At 70.1% G+C, this 25,532-nt stretch carries 24 protein-coding genes; 8 read left to right on the top strand and 16 right to left on the bottom strand.

What is annotated here, in order from left to right; all coding sequences use genetic code 11:
• Nucleotides 1-139: 139 nt before the first annotated feature.
• The gene (locus tag H0B56_RS13415; RefSeq protein WP_180893356.1) at nucleotides 140-751 is read left to right on the top strand and encodes a hypothetical protein; all 612 of its coding nucleotides are present in this window, start codon (nucleotides 140-142) and stop codon (nucleotides 749-751) included.
• 52 nt (nucleotides 752-803) lie between these two features.
• Entirely contained in the window at nucleotides 804-1,574 is a 771-nt protein-coding gene (locus H0B56_RS13420) for a FadR/GntR family transcriptional regulator (protein WP_180893357.1), read from the top strand.
• A gap of 21 nt (nucleotides 1,575-1,595) precedes the next feature.
• On the opposite strand, the gene H0B56_RS13425 is transcribed toward H0B56_RS13420, so the two are convergent.
• The 10 genes from H0B56_RS13425 to H0B56_RS13470 are packed head-to-tail and all read right to left on the bottom strand — an operon-like array spanning nucleotide 1,596 to nucleotide 13,372.
• Nucleotides 1,596-3,308, bottom strand: coding sequence for a pyruvate, phosphate dikinase (locus H0B56_RS13425; protein WP_180893358.1), 1,713 nt, complete (start codon nucleotides 3,306-3,308; stop codon nucleotides 1,596-1,598).
• 56 nt (nucleotides 3,309-3,364) lie between these two features.
• On the bottom strand, nucleotides 3,365-4,798 hold the full coding sequence (locus H0B56_RS13430) for a purple acid phosphatase family protein (RefSeq protein WP_180893359.1): 1,434 nt from the start codon (nucleotides 4,796-4,798) through the stop codon (nucleotides 3,365-3,367).
• A gap of 15 nt (nucleotides 4,799-4,813) precedes the next feature.
• Nucleotides 4,814-6,307, bottom strand: coding sequence for an FAD-dependent oxidoreductase (locus H0B56_RS13435; RefSeq protein ID WP_180893360.1), 1,494 nt, complete (start codon nucleotides 6,305-6,307; stop codon nucleotides 4,814-4,816).
• Between the two features lie 37 nt (nucleotides 6,308-6,344).
• Nucleotides 6,345-7,763, bottom strand: a complete 1,419-nt coding sequence (locus tag H0B56_RS13440; protein WP_180893361.1) for an ABC transporter substrate-binding protein — start codon at nucleotides 7,761-7,763, stop codon at nucleotides 6,345-6,347.
• 53 nt (nucleotides 7,764-7,816) lie between these two features.
• Entirely contained in the window at nucleotides 7,817-8,512 is a 696-nt protein-coding gene (locus H0B56_RS13445; protein ID WP_246361108.1) for an ABC transporter ATP-binding protein, read from the bottom strand.
• A gap of 8 nt (nucleotides 8,513-8,520) precedes the next feature.
• Complete coding sequence (locus tag H0B56_RS13450) at nucleotides 8,521-9,336, bottom strand: ABC transporter ATP-binding protein (RefSeq protein ID WP_180893363.1); 816 nt, start codon at nucleotides 9,334-9,336, stop codon at nucleotides 8,521-8,523.
• Nucleotides 9,333-11,297: an ABC transporter permease gene (locus H0B56_RS13455; protein WP_180893364.1), complete on the bottom strand. Its 1,965-nt coding sequence runs from the start codon at nucleotides 11,295-11,297 to the stop codon at nucleotides 9,333-9,335. Before H0B56_RS13455 ends, H0B56_RS13450 begins: the two co-directional genes overlap by 4 nt.
• Entirely contained in the window at nucleotides 11,290-11,727 is a 438-nt protein-coding gene (locus H0B56_RS13460; protein ID WP_180893365.1) for a hypothetical protein, read from the bottom strand. Before H0B56_RS13460 ends, H0B56_RS13455 begins: the two co-directional genes overlap by 8 nt.
• On the bottom strand, nucleotides 11,724-12,053 hold the full coding sequence (locus tag H0B56_RS13465) for a hypothetical protein (protein WP_180893366.1): 330 nt from the start codon (nucleotides 12,051-12,053) through the stop codon (nucleotides 11,724-11,726). Before H0B56_RS13465 ends, H0B56_RS13460 begins: the two co-directional genes overlap by 4 nt.
• Entirely contained in the window at nucleotides 12,041-13,372 is a 1,332-nt protein-coding gene (locus tag H0B56_RS13470; protein ID WP_180893367.1) for a hypothetical protein, read from the bottom strand. The genes H0B56_RS13465 and H0B56_RS13470 overlap by 13 nt, the downstream gene beginning before the upstream one ends.
• A gap of 329 nt (nucleotides 13,373-13,701) precedes the next feature.
• Here H0B56_RS13470 and H0B56_RS13475 point away from each other — a divergent pair, with 329 nt between their 5' ends.
• Together H0B56_RS13475 and H0B56_RS13480 are read left to right on the top strand one after the other, a co-directional pair.
• The gene (locus H0B56_RS13475; protein WP_180893368.1) at nucleotides 13,702-14,328 is read left to right on the top strand and encodes a PadR family transcriptional regulator; all 627 of its coding nucleotides are present in this window, start codon (nucleotides 13,702-13,704) and stop codon (nucleotides 14,326-14,328) included.
• A gap of 28 nt (nucleotides 14,329-14,356) precedes the next feature.
• Nucleotides 14,357-15,940: a FadD3 family acyl-CoA ligase gene (locus H0B56_RS13480; protein ID WP_343063884.1), complete on the top strand. Its 1,584-nt coding sequence runs from the start codon at nucleotides 14,357-14,359 to the stop codon at nucleotides 15,938-15,940.
• 59 nt (nucleotides 15,941-15,999) lie between these two features.
• Here the strand turns inward: H0B56_RS13480 and H0B56_RS13485 are convergent, their stop codons facing one another.
• The 4 genes from H0B56_RS13485 to H0B56_RS13500 are packed head-to-tail and all read right to left on the bottom strand — an operon-like array spanning nucleotide 16,000 to nucleotide 20,054.
• Nucleotides 16,000-16,818 (bottom strand): SDR family NAD(P)-dependent oxidoreductase, encoded by an 819-nt coding sequence (locus tag H0B56_RS13485; RefSeq protein WP_180893370.1) that lies wholly within the window; start codon nucleotides 16,816-16,818, stop codon nucleotides 16,000-16,002.
• A gap of 33 nt (nucleotides 16,819-16,851) precedes the next feature.
• Nucleotides 16,852-17,583, bottom strand: coding sequence for an SDR family NAD(P)-dependent oxidoreductase (locus tag H0B56_RS13490; RefSeq protein WP_180893371.1), 732 nt, complete (start codon nucleotides 17,581-17,583; stop codon nucleotides 16,852-16,854).
• Between the two features lie 11 nt (nucleotides 17,584-17,594).
• Nucleotides 17,595-19,301, bottom strand: coding sequence for an FAD-dependent oxidoreductase (locus H0B56_RS13495; protein WP_180893372.1), 1,707 nt, complete (start codon nucleotides 19,299-19,301; stop codon nucleotides 17,595-17,597).
• A 15-nt stretch (nucleotides 19,302-19,316) separates the two neighbouring features.
• Entirely contained in the window at nucleotides 19,317-20,054 is a 738-nt protein-coding gene (locus tag H0B56_RS13500; RefSeq protein WP_180893373.1) for a glucose 1-dehydrogenase, read from the bottom strand.
• A gap of 234 nt (nucleotides 20,055-20,288) precedes the next feature.
• Here H0B56_RS13500 and H0B56_RS13505 point away from each other — a divergent pair, with 234 nt between their 5' ends.
• The 4 genes from H0B56_RS13505 to surE all read left to right on the top strand — a co-directional run bounded on the left by H0B56_RS13505 (nucleotide 20,289) and on the right by surE (nucleotide 23,790).
• Nucleotides 20,289-21,419: an LLM class flavin-dependent oxidoreductase gene (locus tag H0B56_RS13505; protein WP_180893374.1), complete on the top strand. Its 1,131-nt coding sequence runs from the start codon at nucleotides 20,289-20,291 to the stop codon at nucleotides 21,417-21,419.
• 64 nt (nucleotides 21,420-21,483) lie between these two features.
• On the top strand, nucleotides 21,484-22,461 hold the full coding sequence (locus tag H0B56_RS13510; protein WP_180893375.1) for an alpha/beta hydrolase: 978 nt from the start codon (nucleotides 21,484-21,486) through the stop codon (nucleotides 22,459-22,461).
• Nucleotides 22,458-22,805 carry a bleomycin resistance protein gene (locus H0B56_RS13515; RefSeq protein ID WP_180893376.1) on the top strand — a complete coding sequence of 116 codons (348 nt, stop codon included), beginning with the start codon at nucleotides 22,458-22,460 and terminating at the stop codon, nucleotides 22,803-22,805. Before H0B56_RS13510 ends, H0B56_RS13515 begins: the two co-directional genes overlap by 4 nt.
• 43 nt (nucleotides 22,806-22,848) lie before the next feature.
• A complete protein-coding gene (surE, locus tag H0B56_RS13520; protein ID WP_180893377.1) occupies nucleotides 22,849-23,790 on the top strand; it encodes a 5'/3'-nucleotidase SurE in 942 nt (313 codons plus the stop codon).
• A gap of 24 nt (nucleotides 23,791-23,814) precedes the next feature.
• On the opposite strand, the gene H0B56_RS13525 is transcribed toward surE, so the two are convergent.
• Both H0B56_RS13525 and H0B56_RS13530 read right to left on the bottom strand, forming a co-directional pair.
• Nucleotides 23,815-24,612, bottom strand: coding sequence for a 2-keto-4-pentenoate hydratase (locus tag H0B56_RS13525; RefSeq protein WP_219632704.1), 798 nt, complete (start codon nucleotides 24,610-24,612; stop codon nucleotides 23,815-23,817).
• Nucleotides 24,613-25,509: a VOC family protein gene (locus H0B56_RS13530; protein ID WP_180893378.1), complete on the bottom strand. Its 897-nt coding sequence runs from the start codon at nucleotides 25,507-25,509 to the stop codon at nucleotides 24,613-24,615.
• Nucleotides 25,510-25,532 lie beyond the last annotated feature (23 nt).

Here is a 25,532-nt window from a genome sequence, read left to right on the forward strand (position 1 = left end):
CCTGTCATCGCGATCCTGCTGCGTACCCGATGTTACAGCTTTACATATTAGTATAGATTATCTAAATTAAATAGCTGAAAGTGTGATCCGTCACCGTGCCGCGCGACCGCGGTCACGGCAGCGTCAGCGTGGAGAGTCCATGTCAGATCTAGAGGTACTGCGCATCATCGGTGTGAAGGGGCGTGTCACGCCCGAGACGGTCAGTGCGAGCCTGGGAGCCGACAGCTCCGGGATCGACGAGCGCTGCCGGGCTCTCGTGGCGAGCGGGCACTGTGTCGAGACACCGGGAGGGTTACGCATCTCCCCCAGTGGCAAGGAGTACCTTGCCGAGCTGCTCGAGCGCGAGCGGGCGGATGTCGACGTCAACGCCATGAGCCAGGCCTACGAGGAGTTCGCAGGCTACAACGGCGAGCTCAAGAGCATCATCACCGCGTGGCAGATGAAGGACGCCGACACACCCAACGACCACTCCGACGAGTCGTACGACGCCGAGGTACTGAGCAGGCTCACCGACCTGCACCGGCGCGTACGTCCGCTGCTGGAACGGTTCGGCGCGCTGGCACCGCGGCTCGCCCGCTACCGTGACCGCCTCGATCTCGCCGTCGACAAGGTCGCGGCAGGCGAGCACAGCTGGGTGGCACGGCCGATCATGGATAGTTACCACACGGTATGGTTCGAGCTGCACGAAGATCTGATCGCGCTGTGCGGACTGTCGAGGCAGGACGAGGCCGCCTCGGGCCGTGCCCAGTAACCGGCCCAGTGACCGGCCCAGTGACCGGCCTCGTGACAGCAGGGGAGGAACCATGTCGGGATGGCCCACGAACAGCACCCGCGTCCAGCCGAAGAAGGCCGCGGACCTGGTCGCCAACCACATCCGGCTGATGATCGCGCGCGGGGAGGTCGGTGACGGCGAGTGGCTGCCGACGGAGGCCCGGCTGATGGAACAGTTCGGCGTCTCCCGCCCGACCCTTCGCGAGGCGTTCCGGCTGCTCGAGGCCGACTCGCTCATCACCATCCGCCGCGGGCCTCCCGGCGGCGCGAAGGTCACGATCCCCGGACCCGAGGCCGCGGCCTCGCAGTTCGCCATGCTCCTGACGCTGTCGAAGACCACGATCCAGGACGTCTACGACGCCAGGATGGTGATCGAACCGGCCGCGGCGCACGAGCTGGCCAGGCGGGGCAGCGCGGCAGGCAGGCGCGCGCTGGCTGACGAGCTGGAGAATACCCGTCTGCTGGCAGACAAACCGGCCGAGTTCGGAGCAGCGACCGTACGCTTCCACCAGCGCCTCGTGGAGCTGTCCGGGAACAAGACCCTGGCCACCGTTGTCGGGATGCTCGCCGAGATCGTCTCCCGGCACGTCACCAAGCTCACCGAGGAGGCGCCCGCCCCCGACGAGGAGCGCATCTCCCGCAACCACGGTGCTGTCCGCGCGTACGAGCGTCTCGTCGAGCTCGTTCAGGCGCGCGACGGCCAAGCAGCCGAGCAGTACTGGCGCAAGCACATGCGCTCGGTCCGCCCGCACATGCTCGGCAGCGCGACCGGCGAGATACAGGTGGTGGACCTGCTGTACTGAACGGCCCGCTCCCCCGCCGTATCAGCCGGAGCCCCGTTCCTGTCCGGTCACGCACTCCACAGCCGACAGCAACGCGGGCGCGGCGTGTTCGACCACGATGAACTCCAGTCCCGCTTCCACAGCCGCGTGAACACCCTCATCGGTCTCCAGGACAGCGCCGCGGGCACCCCGTGCGGCACGCAGGGCGGGCCGCCACTGCTCACCAGCGTCGTCCAGATCCGCAGGCTCGTACCCACCGACCTGTGCCGGGTCGAACGTGCTCGCGCGGTACACCGCGAGCGGCGCCTTCCGCGCAGCCCACTCACCGATCCGTAGTACGTCCGGCATCGTCGTCTCGTCGATGGCGTCCCCTGCGTGCGTTCCCGCCCACACGACGCCGGTCGCCCCGTCGACGGTGACGTCGCGACCGGCGAGGCCGTCCACGGTTCCCGCCCCGCAACCCACCACGCAGGGGCGACCGATCTCCCTGCTCACCACCGCGGCGTGGGACGTGGCACCACCGAGCTCGGTGACCACGGCGCGGGCCGCGAGCATGCCGTGGAAGTCCTCCGGGCTGGTCGTCGACCGCACCAGGATCACGTCATCGCCGTCGTCGGCGCGTTTCTCCGCCTCATCCGGGTCGGTGACCACCTGCCCGGAGGCCAGACCCTGGCACGCGGCCTCGCCACTGGCCAGTGCCGATCCCGCGTGCCGGTCGGACAGCTCGGGTTCGAGCAGCAGCCGCAGCTGCTCGGCACTGACCCTGCGCAGTGCCTCCGTCTCCCCGATCAGCCCTTCGCCTGCCATCGCCACCGCGGAGCGCACCGCGGCGCGTGGGGTGCGTTTGGCCGACCGCGCCTGCAACAACCACAACGTGCCCGACTCCACCGTGAACTCGATGTCCTGGATGTCCCGGCCGTCGCGTTCGAGCTCCTCGGCAGCCGCGAGCAGGCGCGCGTACACCTCGGGTTGCGACTCGGCGAGCGCGGTCAACGGCTCCGGCGTGACGCGCCCGGCGACCACGTCCTCGCCCTGCCCGCCGACCAGCCACTCGCCCCACACCGGGCCCTCTCCCGTGCTCGGGTCCCTGCTGAACAGCACGCCGGTGCCGGACCGGCCGTCCCGGTTACCGAAGACCATCGCCTGCACGGTGACCGAGGTCCCCGAGGTGTCGTCGATGCCTCGGTTGCGCCGGTAGGCACGTGCCCGTGGCGACTCCCAGGAGTCGAACACCGCCGCGATCGCCGCCCACAGCTGCTCCCACGGATCCTCGGGTACCGCACCGCCCGGATCGCCGAGCACGATCTCGCGGTACTGCTCGACGAACCGCCGGTGCGTGTCGTGCGCGTAGTGCGCACTGCCCACCTCGCCTGCGAGCACGCGCTCGACCGTGGCGTTGATGCCGAGGTCCAGGACGGTGTCCATCATCCCCGGCATGCTCACCGCGGCCCCGGACCGCACCGACACCAGAAGCGGGCGTTCCGCCCCGCCGAACCGGCGTCCGGTGTCTGCTTCGAGGAAGCGGATCCCTTCCCGTACCTTCTCGTCCAGCCAGCCGGGCAGCCGCCGCCCGGCTGCGACGTACTCGGCGCAGCATGCCGTGGTCACCGTGAACGCGGGCGGGGCGGGGAGGCCGAGCGCACGCATCCGGTTGAGGCTCCATGCCTTCCCACCGATCGCTTCCCGCGGCAGCAGGCACGTACCGTCCAGCCACGCGACAGCAGGACGGGTGCCGGTCGGATCCGTCGTGGTCATCGGGTCTCCTTCGTGGGTGTACGGGGTCAACGAAGCTACCGTGGTCGCGGCAACGGTCACCAGGCGCGGCGCACCAGCGTCACGGAGTCGACGAGCCGACCGCTACCGGCGTCCACCGACCGCAACCGCAGGCTCGTCCGGCCGTCGGTGTCGCGGGCGGTGGCCTCACCGCAGATCACCACGGGAGACAGCTCGTCGGTGACCGCGGACCAGAACGCCGTCTCCGGCACCCGCAGCCCGAAGTCCGTTCCGGTGTAGTGGGTCAGGGCCGATCCCGGTTCCGTGGCGCGATCCGGGATGCGCTCGTCCTCCTCGGACAGTCCCGACACGATGTACGTCGTGCCGTCGGCCTCGGGATCGACGGTGGCTCCGCGCCGGGCGTCGGCGGTGACGTCACCGCCGCGGATCGGGTGAGTGCGCTCGTAGAGATGGTTGTGCCCGTTGACGACGAGGTCGACGCGGTACCGGTCGAACAGCGGTGACCAGCGATCCCGCACCCCGGCATCGGAGCCGTGCCGGAAGGACGAGCAGTAGGCACAGTGGTGGAATCCCACGACGATCCAGTCCACGCTGTCGCTGTCCCGGTAGTCAGCCAGCGTGGCAGCGAGCCAGTCCTCCTGGGCCCCGCCCAGGTAGTCCCGGTTGCGCGGCAGCTCGGCGCTCGCGTCGTTCGCGTCCAGGGCGACGACGGCCACGTTGCCGACCTGCAGCGACCAGCTCGCGCCCGGCAGGCCGGGTGCCCCGTTGGCAGGCAGGGAGAACCGCGCGAAGTACGACGCGTAGCCGAGCTCGGTGCCGTCGACCTCCATCTCGTGGTTGCCCAGTACGGGCATCCACGGGATGCGGGAGGACACCGGCTGCACGCCGGACAGCCACGCGTCCCACTCGGCAGGGGCGTAGCGACCCGGGTCATCGGCCCACAGCGTCTCGAAAGCACGGATCCCCCCGGTGTCCGAGGCGTACGACAGGTCACCGACGTGCAGGTGCAGGTCGGGGTCGAAGCCGGCGATCGTGCGCAGTACGGGCGCCATGCGGTTGTCGTAGGTCCCCTGATCGCCGAACGCCGTGAACCGCACGGTACGGCCATTGCCGCCATGGCCGTTCCACGCGGTCCTGAAGGTGAGCTCCTCGCTCCGCGCACCATCGTGGGCAGCGCGGTAGTAGTAGGTCTCGTCCGGGTCGAGCCCGGACAGCCGGACGTGGTGCTGGACGGCGCGCACACCGGGTGCCGATGTGGAGTCGGCGGGGACGATCTCGCCCAGCTCGCCCGTGCTGTCACCGAGCAGCAGGCGCGGCCTGCTCACCGACTCCGGCGTGTGCCACGAGACAGCCATCTCGCGGCGCGGATCCGTCCCGTAGGTGAGGTGGATCCCGCCGGGAGCCTGCGTGGCGTATCCGGGCCGCTGCCACAGCAACGGCCCCGTGGCCGCCGCTCCACCAAGCAGTGTCGCCCCTCTCAGGAACGATCTCCGATCCACGTGCACGGTCATGGCTCGTCCTTTCGTTCAGCGCGCTGCCGCGGCCCTGCCTGCTCGTCGCCCGAAGAATGTGCCGTCACCGAGCGAGGTGCCGCTGACGTAACCGCTGCCGTGCATGCCGCAGCTCGCCCGCCCGGCTGCGAACAGGCCGGGGACGGCCGCGCCGTCGATGTCGAGCACGTGACCGTCGACAGAGGTGTGCAGCCCTCCGGTGGTGAATACCGAGGCCCCGGTACCGCGCGCCTGCCGCCCGGCATTCCCGCCCGATGCGCTCGGCGGCCGCAGGCCCGACCTGACCTCGACGGCCGCATATGGTGCGCGCAGGGGACGCAACCAGCGTGCGGCCTTGTGGAAGTACGGGTCCTCGCCGCGTGCCGCGTACTCGTCGTAGACCTCGACGGTACTGCGCAACGCACCCGGGGGAACGGAGATGGCCTCCTCCAGCTCGGCGAGGTCGTCGGTCACGTGGTACGGCCGCACACCCCAGCGTTGCTCCTCGGGAACGGCCTCGTAGGCATCCTCGTCGACGATCACCCAGACGTTCATGTGCTGGCGCTGCAGCGCGGCGTGCCCGATCAGCCCCGGGTAGGTGTCCTCGTTGATGAACCGCTGCCCGTACCCGTTCACGAGCACGCCCCTGGCCACCATCGGTGGGATCAACGCGATGCCGACCTGGGCGGCGGACATGTGCTTGACGGCGGCGCCGGCGGCCTGCGCCATCCGGATGCCGCTGCCGTCATCGGAGCCGTCACTGTTCTTGCCGTGCTCCAGCAGGTGCGGGGCGTGCAGCGCCAGCATGGCGTCGTTGTCCACGAAGCCTCCCGTGGTCAGCACGACGCCACGCCGTGCCCGCACGGTGTAGTCGCTGCCGTAGCGGCGCACCACGGCTCCCAGCACGCTGCGGTCCGAGTGCACGACGAGCCGTGTCGCCGAGGTGTCGTAGTGCGTCCGGACGCCGCGACCGTCGGCCGCGCCCGCGAGCCGTTCCATGAGCAGCCATCCGCCGAAGCCCGCCGCTGCCGGCCGGTGCCCTCGGGGCGCGGGCCGTGCCAGCTCGTTGTACGGCCAGCTGTTCTCCCCCATCCACATCAACCCGTCATCGGTCGGCGGGACCCAGGCCGGCTCGTCCCACATGCTGGGCTTGAACCCGATCCCGCGTGCGACGAGCCAGTCGAAATGCTCCACGCTGTGCTCACTGTAGGCGGTGATCTTCTCGGCGTCGGCCCCCGGACCCAGTGCCTCCTGCAGGAACCGCGCCATCGCCTCCGGGGAGTCGTCGAAGCCGCACGCGCGCTGGACCCGCGTCCCGCCACCGAGGTAGAGCTCACCGCCTGCCAGCCCGGATGAGCCGCCCGCGCCACTCGCCCGCTCCACGACGAGGACATCGGCGCCGGAGCGTGCCGCCTCGAAAGCAGCCGACGCCCCCGCACACCCGTAGCCGATGACCAGCACATCGGTTACCTCGTCGAAGCGTTCCACCTCGCAGGCTTGCAGTGGTGCCACTACTCGTGTCCCGTTCATTGGCCGCTCCTCCGGTTCGCCCGCTCCGCCATGCCGGTCACCAGCAGTCCGGGTCATCGCCGTCGGGCGATGCCCATCCACCGTCCGCTCCCTGCATGAAGAAGGTGCACTGCGCGTCCACGGTGCCCTCGCCTTCGGCGAAGCCGAGCGGCACGGTCAGCCCACCGAGGCGTTCCTCGTCGAAACCGTAGAGTGCCTGGCGCAGGCTGTCACGGGTCACCTCCGGGCCCGCGGTCCCCGCGGCCTGCTCGAAGAGCTTCCCCGCGGCCCAGCCCAGTGAGGCACTGGGCCCGGGTGCGGAGTCGCCGACGTGCTCTGCCCACGCGGAGCGGAACTGCTCGAATCCCTGGCTGTTCAACCCTTCGAACGGGAAGGTCGGCATCTGCAGCAGGACATCCTCCAGGCCCGTCTTGCCCGGCGTGCCCGCGTTGGCGGTCGAGTACGACTGCAGGAACTGCGGGTCGAAGCCCTGCCGGTCACACGAGGCCGCCACCCGCTCCAGCGTGTTGGGGTCCGCGGCGACATACATCAGCTCGACGCCTGCGTTGCGTGCCTGGATGCACTCGGATGTGAAGTCCGGTTGGGACACCGATATCTGTGCCTTGTAGACCGGATCGAGCCCGGCCCGCTCGGCGTCACCCTTGTCGAAGATCCTTTCCTCGGCGACCGTGCAGGCGCTGTTCGATGTGCAGAACAGGCCGCCGAGCTTCGTACCGTCCCCGTGCCGAGCACCGATGCGCATCGCCCCGAAGATGTTCGAGAACGTCGACGCGCACTGGCTGAACGCCATCGGGCTCTCCATCCAGATGAGGTGCGAGCAGTCGCCACCGATCACGGGAACCTCGTTGTCCTCGACGTAGCCCTGCCACGAGGCCATGGTCTCCTGCAACGTCATGGCGCCCACGATCGCTGCCACCTCGTGCTTCTCGACGAGCTGCTCGACCTGGCTTCGCGAGCGGGCGGGGTCGCCTCCGTCGTCCTGGACGATCAGCTCCACCGGGCGGCCGCCGATGCCGCCGCCGTTGTTGATGCTCGCCGCCCACGCCTGCAACGCTTGGGCACCTTGCGCGAATGCCGCCCCCGCGGGGCCGGACAGGGTGCCGACGCTTCCGATGACGATGGGTTCGCCATCGGCGGAGCCGCCGTCGCCGCCGTCACCACCGGCGGCACCGTCGCCATCGCCGTCGCCAGGACCGTTGGTTCCGTCACCGCCCTGCGATCCCGCGTTCTCGCCGCCGTCTCCGGTGCCACCCGGCGCCCCGTCGCGGGACGTCCCCGTGCCGAGCTCGCCGGGGCCCGTGCCAGGCTGTGCCTGGTCGGTGCCGTTCCGGGAGCCTGCCTCCCTGGCGGCCTGAGCGATGGTGTCCTGGTCGAGCCTGCTACCGCAGGCAGCCAGCGTCAGGGTCACCACCGCGAGCATCGCCAGCGCGATGCGGGTCTTCCTGCGTGTACTCACCGTATCCTCCAAGAGTGGCAGTGCCGGCTCGGCCGGCTGAGCAGGGTGGGCTGTCAGGTTGTGCCGATGTAGTGCTCGGCGAGGCCGTCGGCGTCCAGCTCACCCGGTTCGCCTGCGAAGGTGACGCTGCCGCGGGTGATCAGGTAGGCGTAGTCCGCCAGTGCCAGCGCGCGGCTGACATACTGCTCGACGAGCAGCAGCGCGCAGCCTTCCTCCGCGAGCGTGCCGAGGAACGCGAAGATCTCGTCGACGACGACCGGGGCCAGCCCCATGGAGACCTCGTCGAGCAGCACGTAGTCGGCCTCGGCGATGTAGGCGCGCGACAGGGCCAGCATCTGCTGCTGCCCGCCGGACAGGGCGCGTGCGGGCTGGGACAGCTTCCGGCCAAGGGCGGGAAACGCGGATACGGCCTTGTCGACGGCCCCGGCCACGTCACCGGCGGCACCACCAGCGCCCGCGTGCAGCGCGATGTTGTCGCGCACGCTCAGCTTAGGGAATACACCCCGGCCTTCGGGGATGTGGCAGATGCCGCGCCGCGCGAGCTCGTGCGGGGCCCTGCCGGTGACGTCCTCGCCGTCCAGGCTCAGCTGCCCGGCACTGGGTGCCAGCAACCCGGAGGCCACACGCAGCAGCGTGGTCTTGCCTGCCCCGTTGGCGCCGAGCAAGGCCACCACCGAACGCGGAGGCACCCACATCGACACCTCCCGCAGGACGGGGGCGTGCCCGTAACCCGCGCTGACATCGCGCATCCGCAGCATCAGCCTGCCTCCGATCCCAGGTAGGCGGCACGCACGGTCTCGCTGGAACGCACCTCGCTCGGAGTGCCCGCGAAGACCAGCTCGCCGAAATCGAGGACGTGGATGTGCTCGCAGATGTCCATGACCAGTGCCATGTCGTGCTCCACGAGCAGCACGCCGCTACCGTGCTCGGCGACGACCCGGCCGATGATCTCCCCGAATCGCCGCGTCTCGGCCGTATCCAATCCGGACGAGGGCTCGTCCAGCAGCAAGACGGAGAACCCGCCTGCCAGCACCCTGGCGAGGTCGACGAGGCGGCGCTGCCCGGTGGACAGGGACCCGGCGATCGCCCGGCGCTGCTGGCCGAGCATGCACAGCTCCAGTGCGTCCTCCGTGGCCGCGCGCACGGCCTTGCGCTGGGCCGGTGGGTTGACCACCTGCCTCAGCGGGTGGCTTCCCGCGAGCCGGGCCTCGCGGCCCAGCGCGACGTTCTCCTCGACGGTCAACGTGTCGAACAACTCCATGCGCTGGAACGTGCGCCCCAGCCCCAACCGGGCCCGCCGGGCCGGTCCGCGCGCGGTGACGTCCTCGCCGAACAGCGCGACCCGGCCCGCGCTGGGTGCCAGCAGCCCGGAGCATGCGTTGAACGTGGTAGTCTTGCCCGCCCCGTTCGGGCCGATCAAGCCGGTCACCCGCCCTCGCGGTGCGGTGAACGAGATGCCGGAGACCGCGGTGTTACCGCCGAACCGCACGGTCAGCTCGGTAGCCCGCAGCCCGGAAGTGTCCGCAGCGGCAGCGGCATCCGCCCCGTGCTCGGTGTCCACACGGTGTGTCATCGGCCTCCTTCCCGCGCGGTGCCGATACTGATCCGGTAACCGGGCCGGTCACCGGCGCGGGACACGGCCCGCTCCGCCCGTTCCGCGGCGGCGCTGCCCGCGCCGATGCGTTCGGCCGCCCGCGACGGCTCGCCCTGCTGTGCCGTGCTCCCGCCCGCGTGCCGCTGGGCCCTGCCTGCCTCGTGCACGGCCACCAGCAACGCGCCGAGGCCGAAGACGACCGGCATCCAGTCGGTGAGGGCGTCGCTCGTGCCGTAGGTGGGCGCCACCACGAGGAACAGGGCAGCCAGCACCGGAGCGGCACCGCGCGCCGGCCCGAAGAGCACCAGCACCGCCAGCCAGGTCAGGGACTGCAACGCGGAGAACGGGGTCGCGCTGGCCGCATGGCTCTGCGCGGCGTGCAGCGCCCCTGCGACCCCGGCGATCAGTGCCGACAGGCCGAACACGGTGATCCGTGTCACGTTGATACCCAGGCCCAGGGTGGACAGCGTCGTCGGCGAGTCGGCAAGGGCCCGTAACAGCCTGCCCAGCCTGCTGCGGGTGATCAGCGCGACCAGGCCCAGCCCCGCGACGGTGAAGGCCAGCAGCACGTAGTAGAACGCGACATCGCTGTCGAACCCGGCCGGCCGGGTGGCAGGCAACGTGCCCTGGGCCCCGAACACCCAGTCGCTGGGGTAGGCCACCTTCTCCAGCAGCAGCGCGAACCCGAACGTGGCCAGGGCCAGGAACAGCCCCGCCAGCCGGATGGCAGGGACCGCCACGATCATCCCGACAGGGACGACGACCAGCCCGGCGAGCGCCACCGCGCCGAGCCAGGGCAGTCCCACGCCGGTGGCCAGGTGGGCGAAGGTCGCCGCGCCGATCGCGACCAGTCCGGCATGTGCCAGGGAGATCTGCCCGGAGATGCGCACCAGCAGGTGCAGCGAGGTGAAGATCAGCACGAACACCAGCGCCGAGGCGTACACCGGAAGCCGGGGGCCGACCAGCAGCGGCAGCACCGCGGCCACGGCGATCGCCGCCACGGTCAGTGCGCGCGCGGTCGCCGGGCTCACCAGCGGCGCCACCGGAGCCGGGCTGGCGTGCGCTCCCGGTTCGACGAGCTTGTGCCGGGGCACCAGCAGCAGCACCACGAACAGCACCACGAACGGCATCGCCGGCGGGAGCTGAGCCAGCCACTGGTGACCGGCGACGAGGTTGGTGGCGAGCGCGGCCAGCACCCCGATCAGCAGGCCACCGGCGTAGGTCAGGGGAAGGCTGGCGAACAGCCCCACAGCCGCTGCCCCGTAGGCCTGCACCACGAGCAGCGTCAGCAGCAACGCGTCCAGCCCGATCTGCGGGGCGAGCAGCACGCCGGAGATCGCCGCGAACCAGGTCCCGATCAGCCACGCCCACCGGCGCACCGCGACCGGGTTCGTCCCGGCCAGCGACAGCAGCTCGGGGTTGTCCACCACCGCCCGCATCCGCGTACCCGTCGGCGAGGCGCGGAAGAACACGAAGAACGCCACCGCGGCGGCGGCAGCCACCCCTGCGGAGATGAGCTGGTCGATACCGACGTTGATGCCGACGATCCCGACGGACTCGGTGGGCAGGAATCGCGGGAAGCTCAGGCCCGCACCGCCGTAGTGGGCGATCAGCGCGCTCACGATCGCCAGCTGCAACCCCACGGTGGCCACGATCTTGGTCGTGACCGTCCCGCCTGCCAGGCCCCGGGTGACGCGTTCCAGCCCGACCGCGACGACCGGCGGCAACACCACCACCGCCAGCAGCAACGCCACCGGCCACGGCAGCCCCCGCACCGTGTGCAGCTCGTAGAAGGCGAACGCCGCCACCGCCGCGATCGCGCCGTGCGCGAAGTTGAACACTCCTGAGGTCTTGTAGGTCAGCACCAGCCCCATCGCGGCCAGCCCGTACACCGAGCCACTTGTGACGCCGATGATCAGAAACGGTGCCAGCTCACCCATGGCACACCTCGCACGACCGGCCGTCACCCGGGCTCGCGGGATCCACGTGCTTGCCTGCCACGAGCGGGCAACCGGGACGGTGTACCCGCGCCATACCCTCGGCGCGCACGAGCTCCGGCGACTCCGTCCCTGTCGCGTGCGTCGTACGCGGGACGTCCGCCGCGCGCTGTTCGAGCGAGATCAGCGCCGCGCGACGCTCGCCGACCGCGCGACGGCCGCGCAGCAGCCACAGGCACACTCCGCCCGCGAAGATCGCGAACCCGGCGACCCCGACCTGCAACCAGCCAGCCCTGGCAAGGGCCGAGCCCGCACGCTCGGCACCGGCCCAGGCCGCCGCGATCGCGATCGGACCGACCAGCGCGGTCACCGCCAGCGTCACGATGTCGCCGTCGCGCCACGCCAGGTGACGCGCGCCCTGCTGCGAGGTCATCGCGCGCCCTCCGTCGCGGCCGTGGGCAACGGCCGGGTCGGCTCGGGGGAAGGCTCGGCGGGGCGCTCCTCGCGGATCGCCCGCTCGATACGGTCCAGCTTGCGCCACTCGTCGTGCAGGTCCGCCGACAGCCACAGCGTCGCCGAGGCCCCTAGCAGGAACAACCCGCCGAGACCCGCGCTGATGATGTAGGGAAGCTGCTCGGCCGGGTACGGCGTACCGCTGACCCGGTACCACCCGAGGGTCAGCACCACCACCCCGGCGATCAGCGCGGCCGCCGCCAGCAGACGGTCCCACTGGCTACCCGCCCGCGTCACGAGATCCATCGCGTCCTCACTCCCAACAACCGCAGCAGCGTGCCGCCGGTGACCGTGGCCAGACCGCCGAACACGATGACCAGGTACACACCGGCCATGCCCATATCCATCGGTTCACTCGCCAGGCGGGTACTCGCCTCCTCCGGCGCCGCCTCCGCCTCGGGGGCCCGCGCCTCCTCCGGCGCATCCCCTTCGCTGACCGCCTTCCCTGTCCCGGCCCCACCGGCGTCCTCCGGTGCGCCTGCGGCAGCCGGTCCCTGCTCCTCGGGGACCGCAGGGGAGCCGCTGCCCTGCACTCCCGCGGGAATCTCGGCGTCCGCGCCTGCGCCGGCGGGTCCCTCCGCTACCGTGTCGGCGGCCGCGAACGCGCGCCCGAAGGTGTAGTGCGCCGTGTAGACCGCCGTCTCCACCCGCTGCTCGGCGATGACCTCGACTCCCGCCGAGAGCACGCCCCTCGGGGTCTCGACCTCGTCCAGGTAGCGCACCCGCACACCGGCCTGTTCAAGGACCTCGTTCGGGTCCGGACCATCCGGCAGCTCGATGCCCTCACCGGCCGCCTCGACACCGTCCGGAGTGACCACCACCTCCTGGCCGCCGACCCGTGTGCGCCCTACCTCGAGCTCCGCCGTGCGCGAGAGCTCACCCCGGGAGTCCACAGCTGCCTTCGCCGAGCTACGAACCTGCCCCAGCTCCAGCACATCGTTGATCACCAGCGGCCGCGTCGTCGACGCGGCCGTCGCCTCCGACGAACTCTCCTGCGGATCGACCACGGACGTAGCCCTCGCCCCGGCCACGGCCGCACCCGCGTCGTCCTCATCGTGGCCGCTGCCCGCGCGAGCCTCGGTCGAGGTTTCCTCGCTCCGCGAGCTCAACGTGTAGCCGTCCTCCGAGACCGAGGACTCGGGGTCGCCCGGGTGACGCGAGGAGACATAGGCCGGATATCCGGGGAACTCCTGACCGGTCTGGCCACCGAGCAACCCCGGAAGCGCCACGACGTTCGCGCCGGGGTACGGGTTGCTCGCGAACCCGGTCGACTCCCCCAATCCGTAGTCCACACAGGACTGCGCAGCCGGGGCGGCCACACCCGTGGGAGCGGACAGGAATATGTCGTCGCTTTTCGACGCCATCATCCGCACCCCCTGCGCTGCCGCGACGACGGGGCAGGAGTGCTGCTCCGTCCCCTCGCCTCCTGCGGCAACGCCCGGCACACACAGTGGCGGGAACACGGCTGCCAGCAGCACGGCCCGGCGGAACCGGCGACGCGTGGGCCGGCGTGCGGGCCGCACTGCGAGCCACTGCCGATGCCCGTCATGCCGAGGTCGTCTCACGTCTTCTCCCGGTCGACTCGTACGCGGCTACGGCCTCAGCGTGGAACCTGCGAGGGGGCGCCGGTAGGCAACGTCCTGGTGACCGGGATCGGACGTATCCCCGCGCCGGGCACGACCCGCGGCAGTGCGGATTCCCGCTCACCGGGACGTCCCGGTGAGATGCGCGCCGAGCCCCGGATACGGTGCACGCCGACAGCAGCAACGCCCCGGGCGCCCGCTCAGCCGGGCGCGCCCGGATCGCCGATCGAGTGGACGTGAACGTGACACCTTCCGCCCGCTTCACCGGCAGGCAGGCCGGGCGGGGAACCAACGGTCAGTACGCTGGGAGCATGCCAGCACGCCGAGGATCCCCGACACATCCCGACCTGCCGGCCACCAGCTGGGCCGTGCTCGGCCTGCTGTCCTTCGGCAGGGAGCTGTCCGGCTACGACATGAAGAAGTGGGCGGACTACGGCCTGTGCTTCTTCTACTGGAGCCCGTCGTTCAGCCAGATCTACAACCAGCTCAAGCGCCTGGAACGACACGGGTACGCCAGCTCACGCGTGATCAGCGGTACCGACTCACGGGACAAGCGCGTCTACACGATCACCGAGGACGGCAGGGAAGCGCTGGAGACGTGGGTCGCCCATGCACCCGTACACCCGCCGGTGCTCAAGCACAGCGTGCTGCTGCGCGTGTGGCTCGGGCACCTGGCGGAGTCCGGCACGCTACGCACGTTGCTCACCACACACGCAGGCGAGGCCGAACACATGCGCGCATGGGCGAACGAGGCACACGGTCAGGCCGAGGGCGAGCCCGCCTGGGCCTACCAGGCGAGCGTGTTGCGGTGGGCGGAGCGCTACTACGCCGCCCAGCGGGACAATACCGAAACCCTGCTCGCCGAGCTCGACGAGCTCGGTCACGCCTCAGCGCACGACCCGACCGGAGCCGGGGGCGAACGGTCCGCACATCCCTGACGGCAGCACGGGAGTGAACACTATGTCGGTGAGTAAGCAGCAGGACTGTCACCTCGAGTCGCTCGGCACGGTCCCCGCGCTGTTGGACTACGCGGCGTGCCACTACGCGGAGCTGCCCGCGGTCGTCGACGAGTCCGGCAGCATGACCTTCGCGCAGCTCGACGAGGAGACCCGCGGCGTCGCGCGCGCGGCACGCGGACTCGGCACGCGCCCCGGCGACGCTGCAGCGATCTGGGCGCCCAACGGGCGACGGTGGATCATCACCGCACTCGGCCTGCTACGCGCGGGCGTGACGGTCGTGCCGATCAGCACCCGGTTCCGCGGTACCGAGACCGCCGACATCCTCCGGCGCAGCCGCAGCCGCCTGCTGTTCACCGTGCGCGGGTTCCTGGGGACCGACTACATCCGGCTGCTGCGTGACACCGGAGCCGAGCTCGGCGGCCTCGCCCACACCGTGATACTCGACGGGGATACCGAGCCGTCCGAACACGACTGGGAGTCGTTCCTCGCCGCGCAGCGACATGCTCCCGCCGCGACAGGCACGCAAGGCTCGGTGACCGCGGACAGCGTCTCGGACGTGCTGTTCACATCGGGAACCACGGGCCTGCCGAAAGGCGTGATGTCCACGCACGGGCAGACCCTGAAGGTGTACGCGCGGTGGAGCGAGGTCGCCACGTTGCGGCCGGGCGACCGTTACCTGCTGATCAACCCGTTCTCGCACACATTCGGGTACAAGGCGGGCATCCTGGCCTGCGTGATGCGCGGTGTCACGATGTACCCGCTCGCCGTGTTCGACCCCGAGGTGGTGATGCGCACCATCGCGAGTGAACGGATCAGTGTCCTGCTCGGACCGCCGACGCTGTTCACGAGCATCCTGGATCACGAGCAGCTCGCCGCGCACGACCTGAGCCCGTTGCGGCTGGCCGGGACCGGGGGCGCGACCGTGCCGGTCGAGCTCGTCCGCCGAGTGCGCGAGGAGCTCGGTGTCGGCGGCATGTTCACCGCCTACGGGTTGACCGAGTCGGCAGGAGTCGTGTCGGTCTGCCCACCCGACGCCGATGCCGAGCGGGTAGCCACCACCGTCGGCCCGCCGCTTCCCGGCACCGAGCTGCGTATCGTCGGCTCCGACGGCCGAGCCGTAGCTCCCGGCGAGCACGGCGAGATCCAGACGCGCGGCGACAACGTCATGCTCGGCTACCTGGACGACCCGGAGGCCACCCGGGCGGCGATCGACGATGACGGGTGGCTGCACACCGGCGACGTCGGCACGGTGGACCCGGACGGGTACCTCAGCATCACCGACCGCCTCAAGGACATGTTCATCGTCGGCGGGTTCAATGCCTATCCCGCCGAGATCGAGCGCGCGCTGACCGAGCACCCGGCGGTCCGCGAGGTCGCGGTCGTCGGGACACCCGACGACCGCCTCGGCGAGGTCGGCCACGCCGTTGTCGTCCCGGCGGACGGGGAAGCGACCGACGCCGACGGGATCATCTCCTGGGCACGCGAGCGGATGGCAGGCTACAAGGTGCCCAGGAGCGTGGAGTTCCGCGAATCGCTGCCCCGCAACGCCACCGGCAAGGTCCTCAAGCGCGAACTCCGGTCCAAGGGGTGAGCCGAGGGACTCCTCGGGTACATATCAGGTACCCGAGGAGTCCCTCGGCTCGGCCGGGCTCACGCCGGCTGCCGCCTCATCGACGCGGTGATGACGCGCTGGTAGCCGGAACCGAGAACTCTGGGCATCAGGTCGATCATGTAGGCGTCCGGGCCGACCAGGATCTTGGACCTCTCCTTGCGGATCCCGCGCAGGATGTGCTTGGCGGCCCTGTCGGCCGAGGTCCTGGCCAGGCGCTCGAAGTTGTCCGCCAGCTCGTCGACGTCGCGGCTCGCGCCGGCGCGCGCCTTGCGAGCGATCCCGGTCTTGATCATTCCGGGGTGGACACAGCTCACCCCGACGGGACGGCCCTCCATGCGCATCTCCTGACGCAGCGCGTCGGTGAAGCCCTTCACCGCGAACTTCGAGGCGTTGTAGGCGCTCTGCGTGGGGCACGCGGCCAGGCCGAACATACTGGACACGTTGGCGATGTAGCCGTCACCCGAGGCGATCACGTGCGGCAGGAACGCCTTGGTGCCGTGCACGACGCCCCAGAAGTTGATACCCATGATCCACTCGAGGTCGTCCCACGTCGTCTCGTCGACACCGGAGGTCATCGACACCCCGGCGTTGTTGACCACGAGGTTGACCCGGCCGAAGTCAGCCAGCACCTCCTCAGCGTGGTCGTAGACAGCCTGTCGGTCGGTGACGTCGAGCCGGTAGGCGCGTGCCTTGGCACCGGCACGTTCGCAGAGCTCCGCGGTCTCGGCAACCGTGGACTCGCGCCTGCCGGACAGTGCGAGCCGGGCGCCCTCGTTGGCGAGCGCGACAGCCAACGACCTCCCGATTCCCGCACCCGCACCGGTGATGACGGCGACCTTGTCGTCGAAGTTCTTCATCGGTCGTCACTCCTGCCGATCCTGTGTTGAGTCTTACTGGCTGGTATAGCCACCGTCGGCGACGAACTCGGAGCCGGTGCAGAAGCTCGACTCGTCGGAGATCAGGAACAGCACGAGGTTGGCCAGCTCCTCCGCTGTGCCTCGGCGCGCGAGGGGCTGGTCGGTCACCATGCCCTGCGAACGGTCGGAGTCCGCGGTCATCTCGGTCGCGACGACGCCCGGGTGCACCGAGTTGACACGGACCCCGTCCGCGCCGAACTCCTGGGCTGCGGTCTTCGTCATGCCGCGCACCGCCCATTTCGAGGCGGTGTAGCTGACGATCCCGGAGAAGGCGATGATTCCGCCGATCGACGAGATGTTCACGATCGAACCGCCTCCCGCTCGGCGCATCGAGGGCAGCACCGCCTTCATACCGAGGAACACGCCGATCTGGTTCACATCGATGACCCGCCGGTAGTCGGCCTCGTCCAACGACTCGATCGAGCCGACGTGCACGATCCCCGCATTGTTGACCAGCCCGCTTACCGGCCCGTTCCGGTCGGTGACCTCGGCGACGACACGTTCCCACGCGTCGTGGTCGGTCACGTCGAGCTCCGCGAAGTCCGCCCGCCCGCCGAGCTCACCGGCAAGGGCCTTGCCCTCTTCGGCGAGGACGTCGGCGATGACCACGGACGCTCCCTCCGCGACGAGCGCACGGGCGAACGCCGCGCCGAGCCCCCGCGCGCCCCCTGTGACGATCACCGTCTTACCGCTGACCCTTCCCATGGCCTACGCTCCTATCCGCTTTCCGTCGGCCCGTGCGACTCTCGCGTGCCCCCGGCGAGGTGGCGCGCCGCGATGTACCCGAACACCATCGCAGGGCCGATCGTGGCACCGGCCCCGGCGTAGCTGTTGCCCATCACCGATGCGGAGTTGTTGCCCGCGCTGTACAGCCCGCCGATCGGCGTCCCGTCGCCGTCCAGCACGCGGGCGAGCTCGTCGGTGACCAGCCCGCCCTTGGTGCCCAGGTCCCCGGGGACCATCTCCACCGCGTAGAACGGCGGCTGGTCCACCGGCGCCAGGCACGGGTTGGGCGAGATGGTGGGGTCCCCGTAGTAGCGGTCGTATGCCGACTCGCCGCGGCCGAAGTCCTCGTCCTTGCCCTGGTGGGCGAAGCGGTTGAAACGTTCCACCGACGCGGTGAACGTCTCCGCAGGCACGCCGATGCGCTCGGCGAGCTCGGTCAGCGAGTCGGCGCGGGTGACGATGCCGGCCTCGTAGTACTTCGCAGGGATCTCCTGCCGGGGGAACAACCCGAGGAACAGGTACCTGTTCCGGAACCGCTGGTCCATGATGAAGTGTGCGGGGATGTGCCCGACGCCTTCCCCGTGCCTGCGGTACATCTCGTGTACGACGTCGACGTAGCAGGCCGCCTCGTTGGTAAAGCGCCGTCCGGCGTCGTTGACCATCAGCGAGCCCGGCTGCGAGCGCTCGGCGACGCAGAAGAACGGCGGGCCGTCCGGGGTCCGTACGCACGGTCCCCACCAGGCATCGTCCATCAGGTCCAGCGCGGCACCCAACCGCTTGCCCGCCTGGATGGCGTCCCCGGTGTTCCCGGGGCTTCCCACCGTCCAGTCCGTACTGACCGGGCCGCTGAGGTGTTCCCGGCGCATATCCAGGTTGTGCTCGAAGCCGCCCGCTGCCAGCACCACTCCCCGGTCCGCGCGGACCGTCACCCGCTGCCCGTCCCGCTCGGCGCGCACACCCGTCACGGCGGCACCATCGGTGGTCAGCTCGGCAAGCGGAGCTCGCAGCCAGACATCCACGCCGGCATCCCGCATCGCCAGCCACAGCCGCGCGACCAGCGCCTTGCCCATGGCGAGCGGAGCCCGCTTGGTGGCGATGTTGCGGACGGCGTTTCCCAGCACCGCCAGCGCCGTACGCTTACCCGCACGTGTGCGGGTGACCATGTTGAGGTCGTGGAACTGCGTCGCGGTGAACGCCACACCTTTCGGTAGCGACTGCGAGGACGAGTTGAGCAGGCGCAGGTCACGGCCGAGCAGGTTGCCGTCGATGGGTTCCGGCTCGATCGTGCGTCCTTGCGCCAGCCCGCCGGGAAGCTCCGGGTAGTAGTCCGCGTACCCGCGGTCGTACAGGAACCGCATGTAGGGGCTTCGCTCGGTGAGGAACGACAGCATCTCCGCTCCGTGGTCAAGGTAGGCGTTCAGGCGATCGTCCGGCACCCGCTCGCCCACCACGGCCTTGATGTAGGTCCGGGCCAGCTCCGGATCGTCGGGCACACCCTCGCGCCGGAGGACATGGTTGTTCGGGATCCATATGCCCCCGCCCGACCGGGCTGTCGAGCCGCCGAAGAACCGGCTCTTCTCGATCAGCAGCACGGACAGGCCCTTGTAGCGTGCCGTCAGGGCCGCGGTCATACCGGCCGCACCCGATCCCGCGACGACAACATCATACTGGTAGTCCACTGAGGACTCCCGCGTCATCGGCATCTCCTTGTCTCAGTACCCGGCGCCGCTCAGCAGCCCGCCGTCGACGACGAACTCGCTTCCCGTCGAGTAACTCGCTGCATCGGAGAGCAGGAACGCCGACATCCGAGCGACCTCGCCGGGATCGCCCCATCGAGAGATCGGGATGCTGCTGAAGAAGGCTTCCGCGTCCGCTCCCTCGGTCATCGGGGTGGCGATCGCTCCGGGGTGTATCGAATTGACGCGGATTCCCGAGCCGCCGAGCTCACGCGCGGCCGATCTGGTCATCCCGCGAACGGCGAACTTGCTGGCACTGTAGGCCGACATACCAGCGGCACTGATGAACCCTTCGACCGAGGAGACGTTCACAATAGACCCTCCACCTGCGTCCCGCATCGGCCCGATCACCGACTTCATCCCCAGCCAGGACCCGGCGACATTCACCTGCATGATCCGGGTGAACTCCTCGAGACTCATCTCCTCCACCGAGCGGAAGGCAAGGATGCCCGCGTTGTTGAGCAGTGCGTCGAGCTTGCCGAACCGGTCCGTGGCCTCGGCCACGGCGCGAGCCCAGTCGTCCTGACTGGTCACGTCGTGGTGCACGTAGCAGGCATCCGCACCGAGGTCCTTCACCAGCGCCCTGCCCTCCTCGTCGAGCACGTCACCGAGAACCACTCGCGCGCCCTCGCCGACGAAGTGCCGCACGCTCGCCGCACCCATGCCCCGAGCACCCCCGGTCACCAGTACGACCCTGCCGTCAAGAAGTCCCATCACGTTGTCCTCTCGCCACGTCGTGTACTCGCCGCGCGCCGACCCGACCGCGGGGCTGTCCCGAACGCTACGTCGCGAATGTGCCGGGCAGGTACACCGCAGTCCCGCTCACCGGGATTGCCGCCACGCCCGCCCGCTGCACACGGGCACGCGCCGAACGATCTCGTTACTCGCCAGTTGACATATCGGATCGAAATACTTCTACTAGGTATGTTCCGTCTGGAGGTAGCAAGCATGAAGTTCTCGATGATCTTTGAGGCCCAGATGGCCGACCCCTCGGCCGAGCACGAGCGCCAGGTCCTGCACGACTGCGTCGAGCAGGCCGTGCTCGCCGATCAGGTCGGTTTCGACCGGGTCTGGGCCGTAGAGCATCACGCCTTGCGGTGGTACGCGCATATGAGCGCCCCGGAGACGTTCCTGGCCTGGGTGGCGGCGCGTACCGAACGCATCCGCATCGGTCACGGTGTGGTCTGCATGCCGTTCAACTTCAACCACCCGGTCCGGGTGGCCGAGCGTGCCGCGATGCTCGATGTGCTCTCCGGGGGCCGGATGGATGTCGGTGCGGGGCGGGGTGCCACCCCGCAGGAGACCTCGTTGTGCGGGGTGGACCGGGACCGCACTTACGAGGAGATGGACGAGGCACTGCGGATCTTCGGACAGGCCTGGCAGGACCCGGAGGGTGAGCTGTCGTGGCAGGGCGAGCTGCTCGCCATCGACCCGCACCCGATCCTGCCGCGGCCGGTGCAGCGTCCGCATCCGCCGCTGTACATGGCCTGCACAAAGAAGGACACCCTGAAGCTGGCCGCCGACTACGGTGTCGGCGCCCTGGTTCTCGGCTTCGCCGGTGTGGACGAGATCGCCGAGCTACGCCACTACTACGACCAGTGCATCAGTGAGCGTACCGGCGAGAAGCTGGTCTCCACGGTCGTCAACGACCACTTCACCGCGCTGTGCCCCACGATCGTGCTCGACGACCGCGACAGGGCCGCGCAGATCGGGGCACGCGGGCAGCGGTTCTTCGCGCAGTCCATCAAGCACTGGTACGGCGCCGGGCCGGTACCCGACGAGGCCGTCGACCCGGAGGTCGACGAGGTGGCGGCGATCAAGCAGGCCGCCGAGGAACACGAGGCCTACCTGCACGAGACCAAGATCCCGGTCAACGCGGCCACGACGGGGGTTTTCAACGTCGAGCACGCCTACGGTTCCGCCGATGACGCCATCGCGTACGTGGAGCGCCTCAAGGAAGCCGGAGCCGACGAGATCATGTGCCTGATCCAGATGGGCACCGTGCCACAGGAGGCATGCCTGGAGACCATCCGGCACTGGGGCGAGAAGGTGATCCCGCACTTCCGGCAGGACGGCTGAGCGGGCAGGCAACTACACCCTGCGGGCCGGCCGGGCCCGCTCGACGCAGCACGAAGGAAGCACGATGCCGTTGAAGCCAGAGGCGCGGGCGATCGTGGATATCGCCGCGAAGGAGTTCCCCGCGCTGGGAACCGAGGTCGTCGACGCGGACCATGCCCGCCGGATCCTCGCGCGACGACCGCAGCCCGACGTCGAGCCGATCCCGGTCGGGTGGGTGGCCGAACGTACCGTTCCCGGCTCCGAGGGATGCGGGGACGTGCGGGCGCGGGTGTACTGGCCGGGGAAGCACATCGACCGGCCGGGGGTCGTGGTGTTCTGCCACGGCGGCGGATGGGTCCTCTGCGACGTGGACACCCACGACCGGCTGTGCCGTGCCATGACCAATGCCACCGGCGCCGTCGTGGTCTCGGTGGACTACCGCCGGGCACCCGAGCATCCCTTCCCCGCCGCTGCTGTCGACGCCTACACGGTCACCAGGTGGGTTGCCGACCATCCGACCGCGCTGGGTGCCGACCCGGATCGCATCGCCGTCGCCGGGGACAGTTCCGGGGGCAACCTCGCCGCCGTGACGGCGTTGATGGCTCGCGACCGCGGCGGCCCCGACATCGCCTTCCAGCTGCTGATCTATCCCATGCTGGATCACGCGCAGGACACCGCTTCCTACCGAGACAACGCGCACGGGTACTTCGTCACAGCCGATCACCTGCGGTGGTACTGGCAGCAGTACCTCGGCGATTCCGGTGACGGGGCGCACCCCTACGCATCGCCACTGCGCGCCGCCGACCTGTCCGGTCTACCCCCGGCGCACATCATCACCGCCGAGCTCGACCCGCTGCGCGACGAGGCTGAGGAGTACGGGCGGCGGCTGGCAGCTGCGGGAACACCTACCGATGTTCGGCGGTACGACGGGATGTTCCACGGTTTCGTCAGCATGGCCGAGCACCTACCGGACGCGGTGGCCGCAGGCTCGGCGGCGTACCGCGCGTTGGCAGCCGCGCTGGGCACCTCCCCGGAGCACCCCGATGGGGAGGCCGGCCCGTGAACGCGTCCCGGATGAACCCCATCCTGCCTGTCTCCGACCTGCCGCACGTCGTCGCTGTGCTCACCTCGATCCTCGGCCGCCGAGCGACGTTCGTCGACGGCGAGCGCTGGGCGCAGTTCGACCTCGGCGGCGGGCGCCTCGCCCTCGCGGCGGGTGGCGCCGCCGAGGACGGCCCGGCACTCGCGGTCAAGGTCTCCCGGCTCGACGCCACCGTAGCCAGGCTCCGCGCGGACGGGTATCGCGTCGGCGATACGGGGCGTGGCCCGCACGAACGCAGCGCCACCGTCACGGTCGACGGTGCGACCGGGTGGTCCGTGGTGCTGTACGAGCCACTCGAGCCGTGACTCGGCCCGAGCATGTCGCAGGAGAACCGACAAGGAGGTTGTGATGTCACACCCGACAGGCACGCGACGGAAGCGCCGTCGCATCACGACGGTGGCTTCCGCCGCCGCTACCACGGTGCTGGTACTGGCAACGGCAGGCGGGGGCAGCGTCCTCGCCGCCCAGAGCGGCGGTGGCGAGCCACTACACATCCTGCTCAGCAACGACGACGGTGTCGGCTCGCTGGGCATCGAGAGCATGCAGGACGCGCTCGAGGACGCGGGCCACCGGGTCACCGTGGTCGCCCCCAGCTCCGATCGCAGCGGGTCGGGCGGGGGCATCACCACCGAACCGTTCGACGTCGAGCGGATCGCCGACGACACCTGGGCTGTGGACGCCACCCCGGCCACGTCCGTCGCCGTCGGGCTGGACGCGATCGTCGACGAGCCGGTGGACCTCGTTGTGTCCGGCATCAACGACGGCGCCTCGAACGCGGGCGAGACCGCTCTGGTCTCCGGCACGGTCGGTGCCACAACCTCGGCGATCTCCGAGCTGCTCGGCGGGGACGCCGTCCCGGCAGTCGCGCTCAGCTCGTGGCCGCCAGCCGACGACGTCGAGGAGCACTTCGCGCTGATCGGCCGGTACGGTGTCGAGCTGGTCGAGGAGCTGTTCGAGCATCGGGGGAACAACCCGGTCCTGACCGAACCCCTTGCGCTGAACGTCAACTTCCCCGTCGGCCACGCCCGCGACGCAGGCGAAACAGAGGTCACCACGCAGGGCAAGGGGGCGCTCCTCCCCGGCATCGGAGCTGCCGAGTTCGGCTACACGCTTGAGGACGGCACGGCCACCATCGGCGCGGCACCGCTCGACGCGGACCAGCCGCGCGACTCCGACATCACCGCAGGCGAGGGCGGAGCCGTCACCATCACCCCGTTCGACGGCGACCTCACCGCCCCGGTGCAGCAGCGCAAGCAGGTCGAGAACGTCCTCGGCGAGCTCACCCGGTAGCTGTCTACCGCCGAGTTCACCGGGTCACACGAACGACATCCGTACCGTGCCGAGCCCGGTGAACTCGGCGGAGAGCGTGTCGCCCGCGCTCACGTCCACGGCCCTGGTGCACGAGCCAGGCAGCACGATGTGGCCGGCCTCGAGCCGCACCCCGAACGCCGCGACGGTTCGTGCCAGCCAGGCCACCGCGGCCGCCGGGTTGCCGAGCACGGCATCCGATCGTCCGCGGGTCACCTCGCTGCCGTCGCCCCGGTACAGCGCAGCGTCGATTCGGGTCAGGTCCAGCTCGTGCGGGGACATGCGCCGCGCGCCGAGCACGAACCCAGCCGAGGACGCGTTGTCCGCGATCGTGTCGGCGATTCCGATCTCCCAGTCGCGGATGCGGCTGTCGATCAGCTCGATGCCGGGCACGACCGCCTCCGTCGCGGCGAGCACATCCCGCTCGGTGCAGCCCTCACCCGGCAGTGCCTCGGCCAGGACGAACCCGACCTCCACCTCGATGCGCGGGTAGCAGTACGGCCCGAGCGGGACCGGGGCACCCTCACCGAGCTCCATGTCGTCGAGCAGGTGCCCGTAGTCCGGCTCGTCGACCCCCATCATCCGCTGCATCGCCGCCGACGACAGGCCCACCTTGTGTCCCACCACACGCCGGCCCGCCGCCAGTCTCCGCCGGATGTTGACCAGCTGAATCGCGTAGGCATCACTGGCGTCGATCCCCGGGAACAACAGGCGCAACGGTTCGATCGGCGCACGGTCGCGTTCGGCACACCACAGGAAGTCGGCCGCACACGCGCGCTGCACCTCGTCCAGCATCGCGGACATTCACGCGCCGCTGGCGCCGGACCAGTCGTGGCCCCAGTAGCTGTCCGCGGTGATCTCCTCCGCGGTGTAGTACCGCTCGTCGACGAGCAGACCGTCCGTGCCGTACTCGAGATCCCAGCCGCCGGGGGTGCGCACGTAGAAGGACACCATCTTGTCGTTGGTGTGCCTGCCGAGGGTCGCCGACAGCGGGTGGCCCGCCGCCATGACGCGGTCCAGTGCGCGCCCGACGTCGTCGAGCCCGGCCACCTCCACCATGATGTGAATCAGGCCCGGATCGCCGACCGCCCCGGCCGGGATCAACGCCAGGCTGTGATGGCGGGGATTGACGCCCATGAACCGCACCCGCATCGGTCCGTACTCCGGCGGTGTGGGAAGCCGGAACGCGCCGCGCGGCAAGAACCCCAGGACCTCGGTGTAGAAGCGGTATGCCGCATCCATATCGGTCACCGGAAGCACCGCGTGCCCCAAGCCGAGACCGTCGGTGACGAACCGGCTGTTGTGCGGCGTCACGACCGGGCTGTGATCCAGTACCGGTCCGTGGAATACCTCGACCGGGGTGCCACACGGGTCGGTGAAGCGGATGGCCTCCTCGACGCGGCGCTCGTCGGCGTCGGTCACCGGCAGCCGCTCGACCGGAGTTCCCGCCGCCTCCACCGTGTCCACCACACGCGCCAGCGCCCGCTGGTCGCGCGCCTGCCACCCGACGCCGAGCAACCGGTCCACATCACCAGGAACCAGGACGATCCGGGCGTGCCGCTCGTCCATCCGGAGGTACAGGGCGTCCGGGTCGGGTCCTGAGCCCTCCGCGAACCCCATGACGTCGAACGCGAACGTGCGCCACGCATCCGGGTCGCTGACCTGGATCCGTACGTAGCCGAGGGAGCTGATATCGCTCATAGGAGCTGTCCTTCCTGTGTCGT

Source organism: Haloechinothrix aidingensis, from assembly GCF_013450155.1.
Classification (GTDB): domain Bacteria; phylum Actinomycetota; class Actinomycetes; order Mycobacteriales; family Pseudonocardiaceae; genus Haloechinothrix; species Haloechinothrix aidingensis.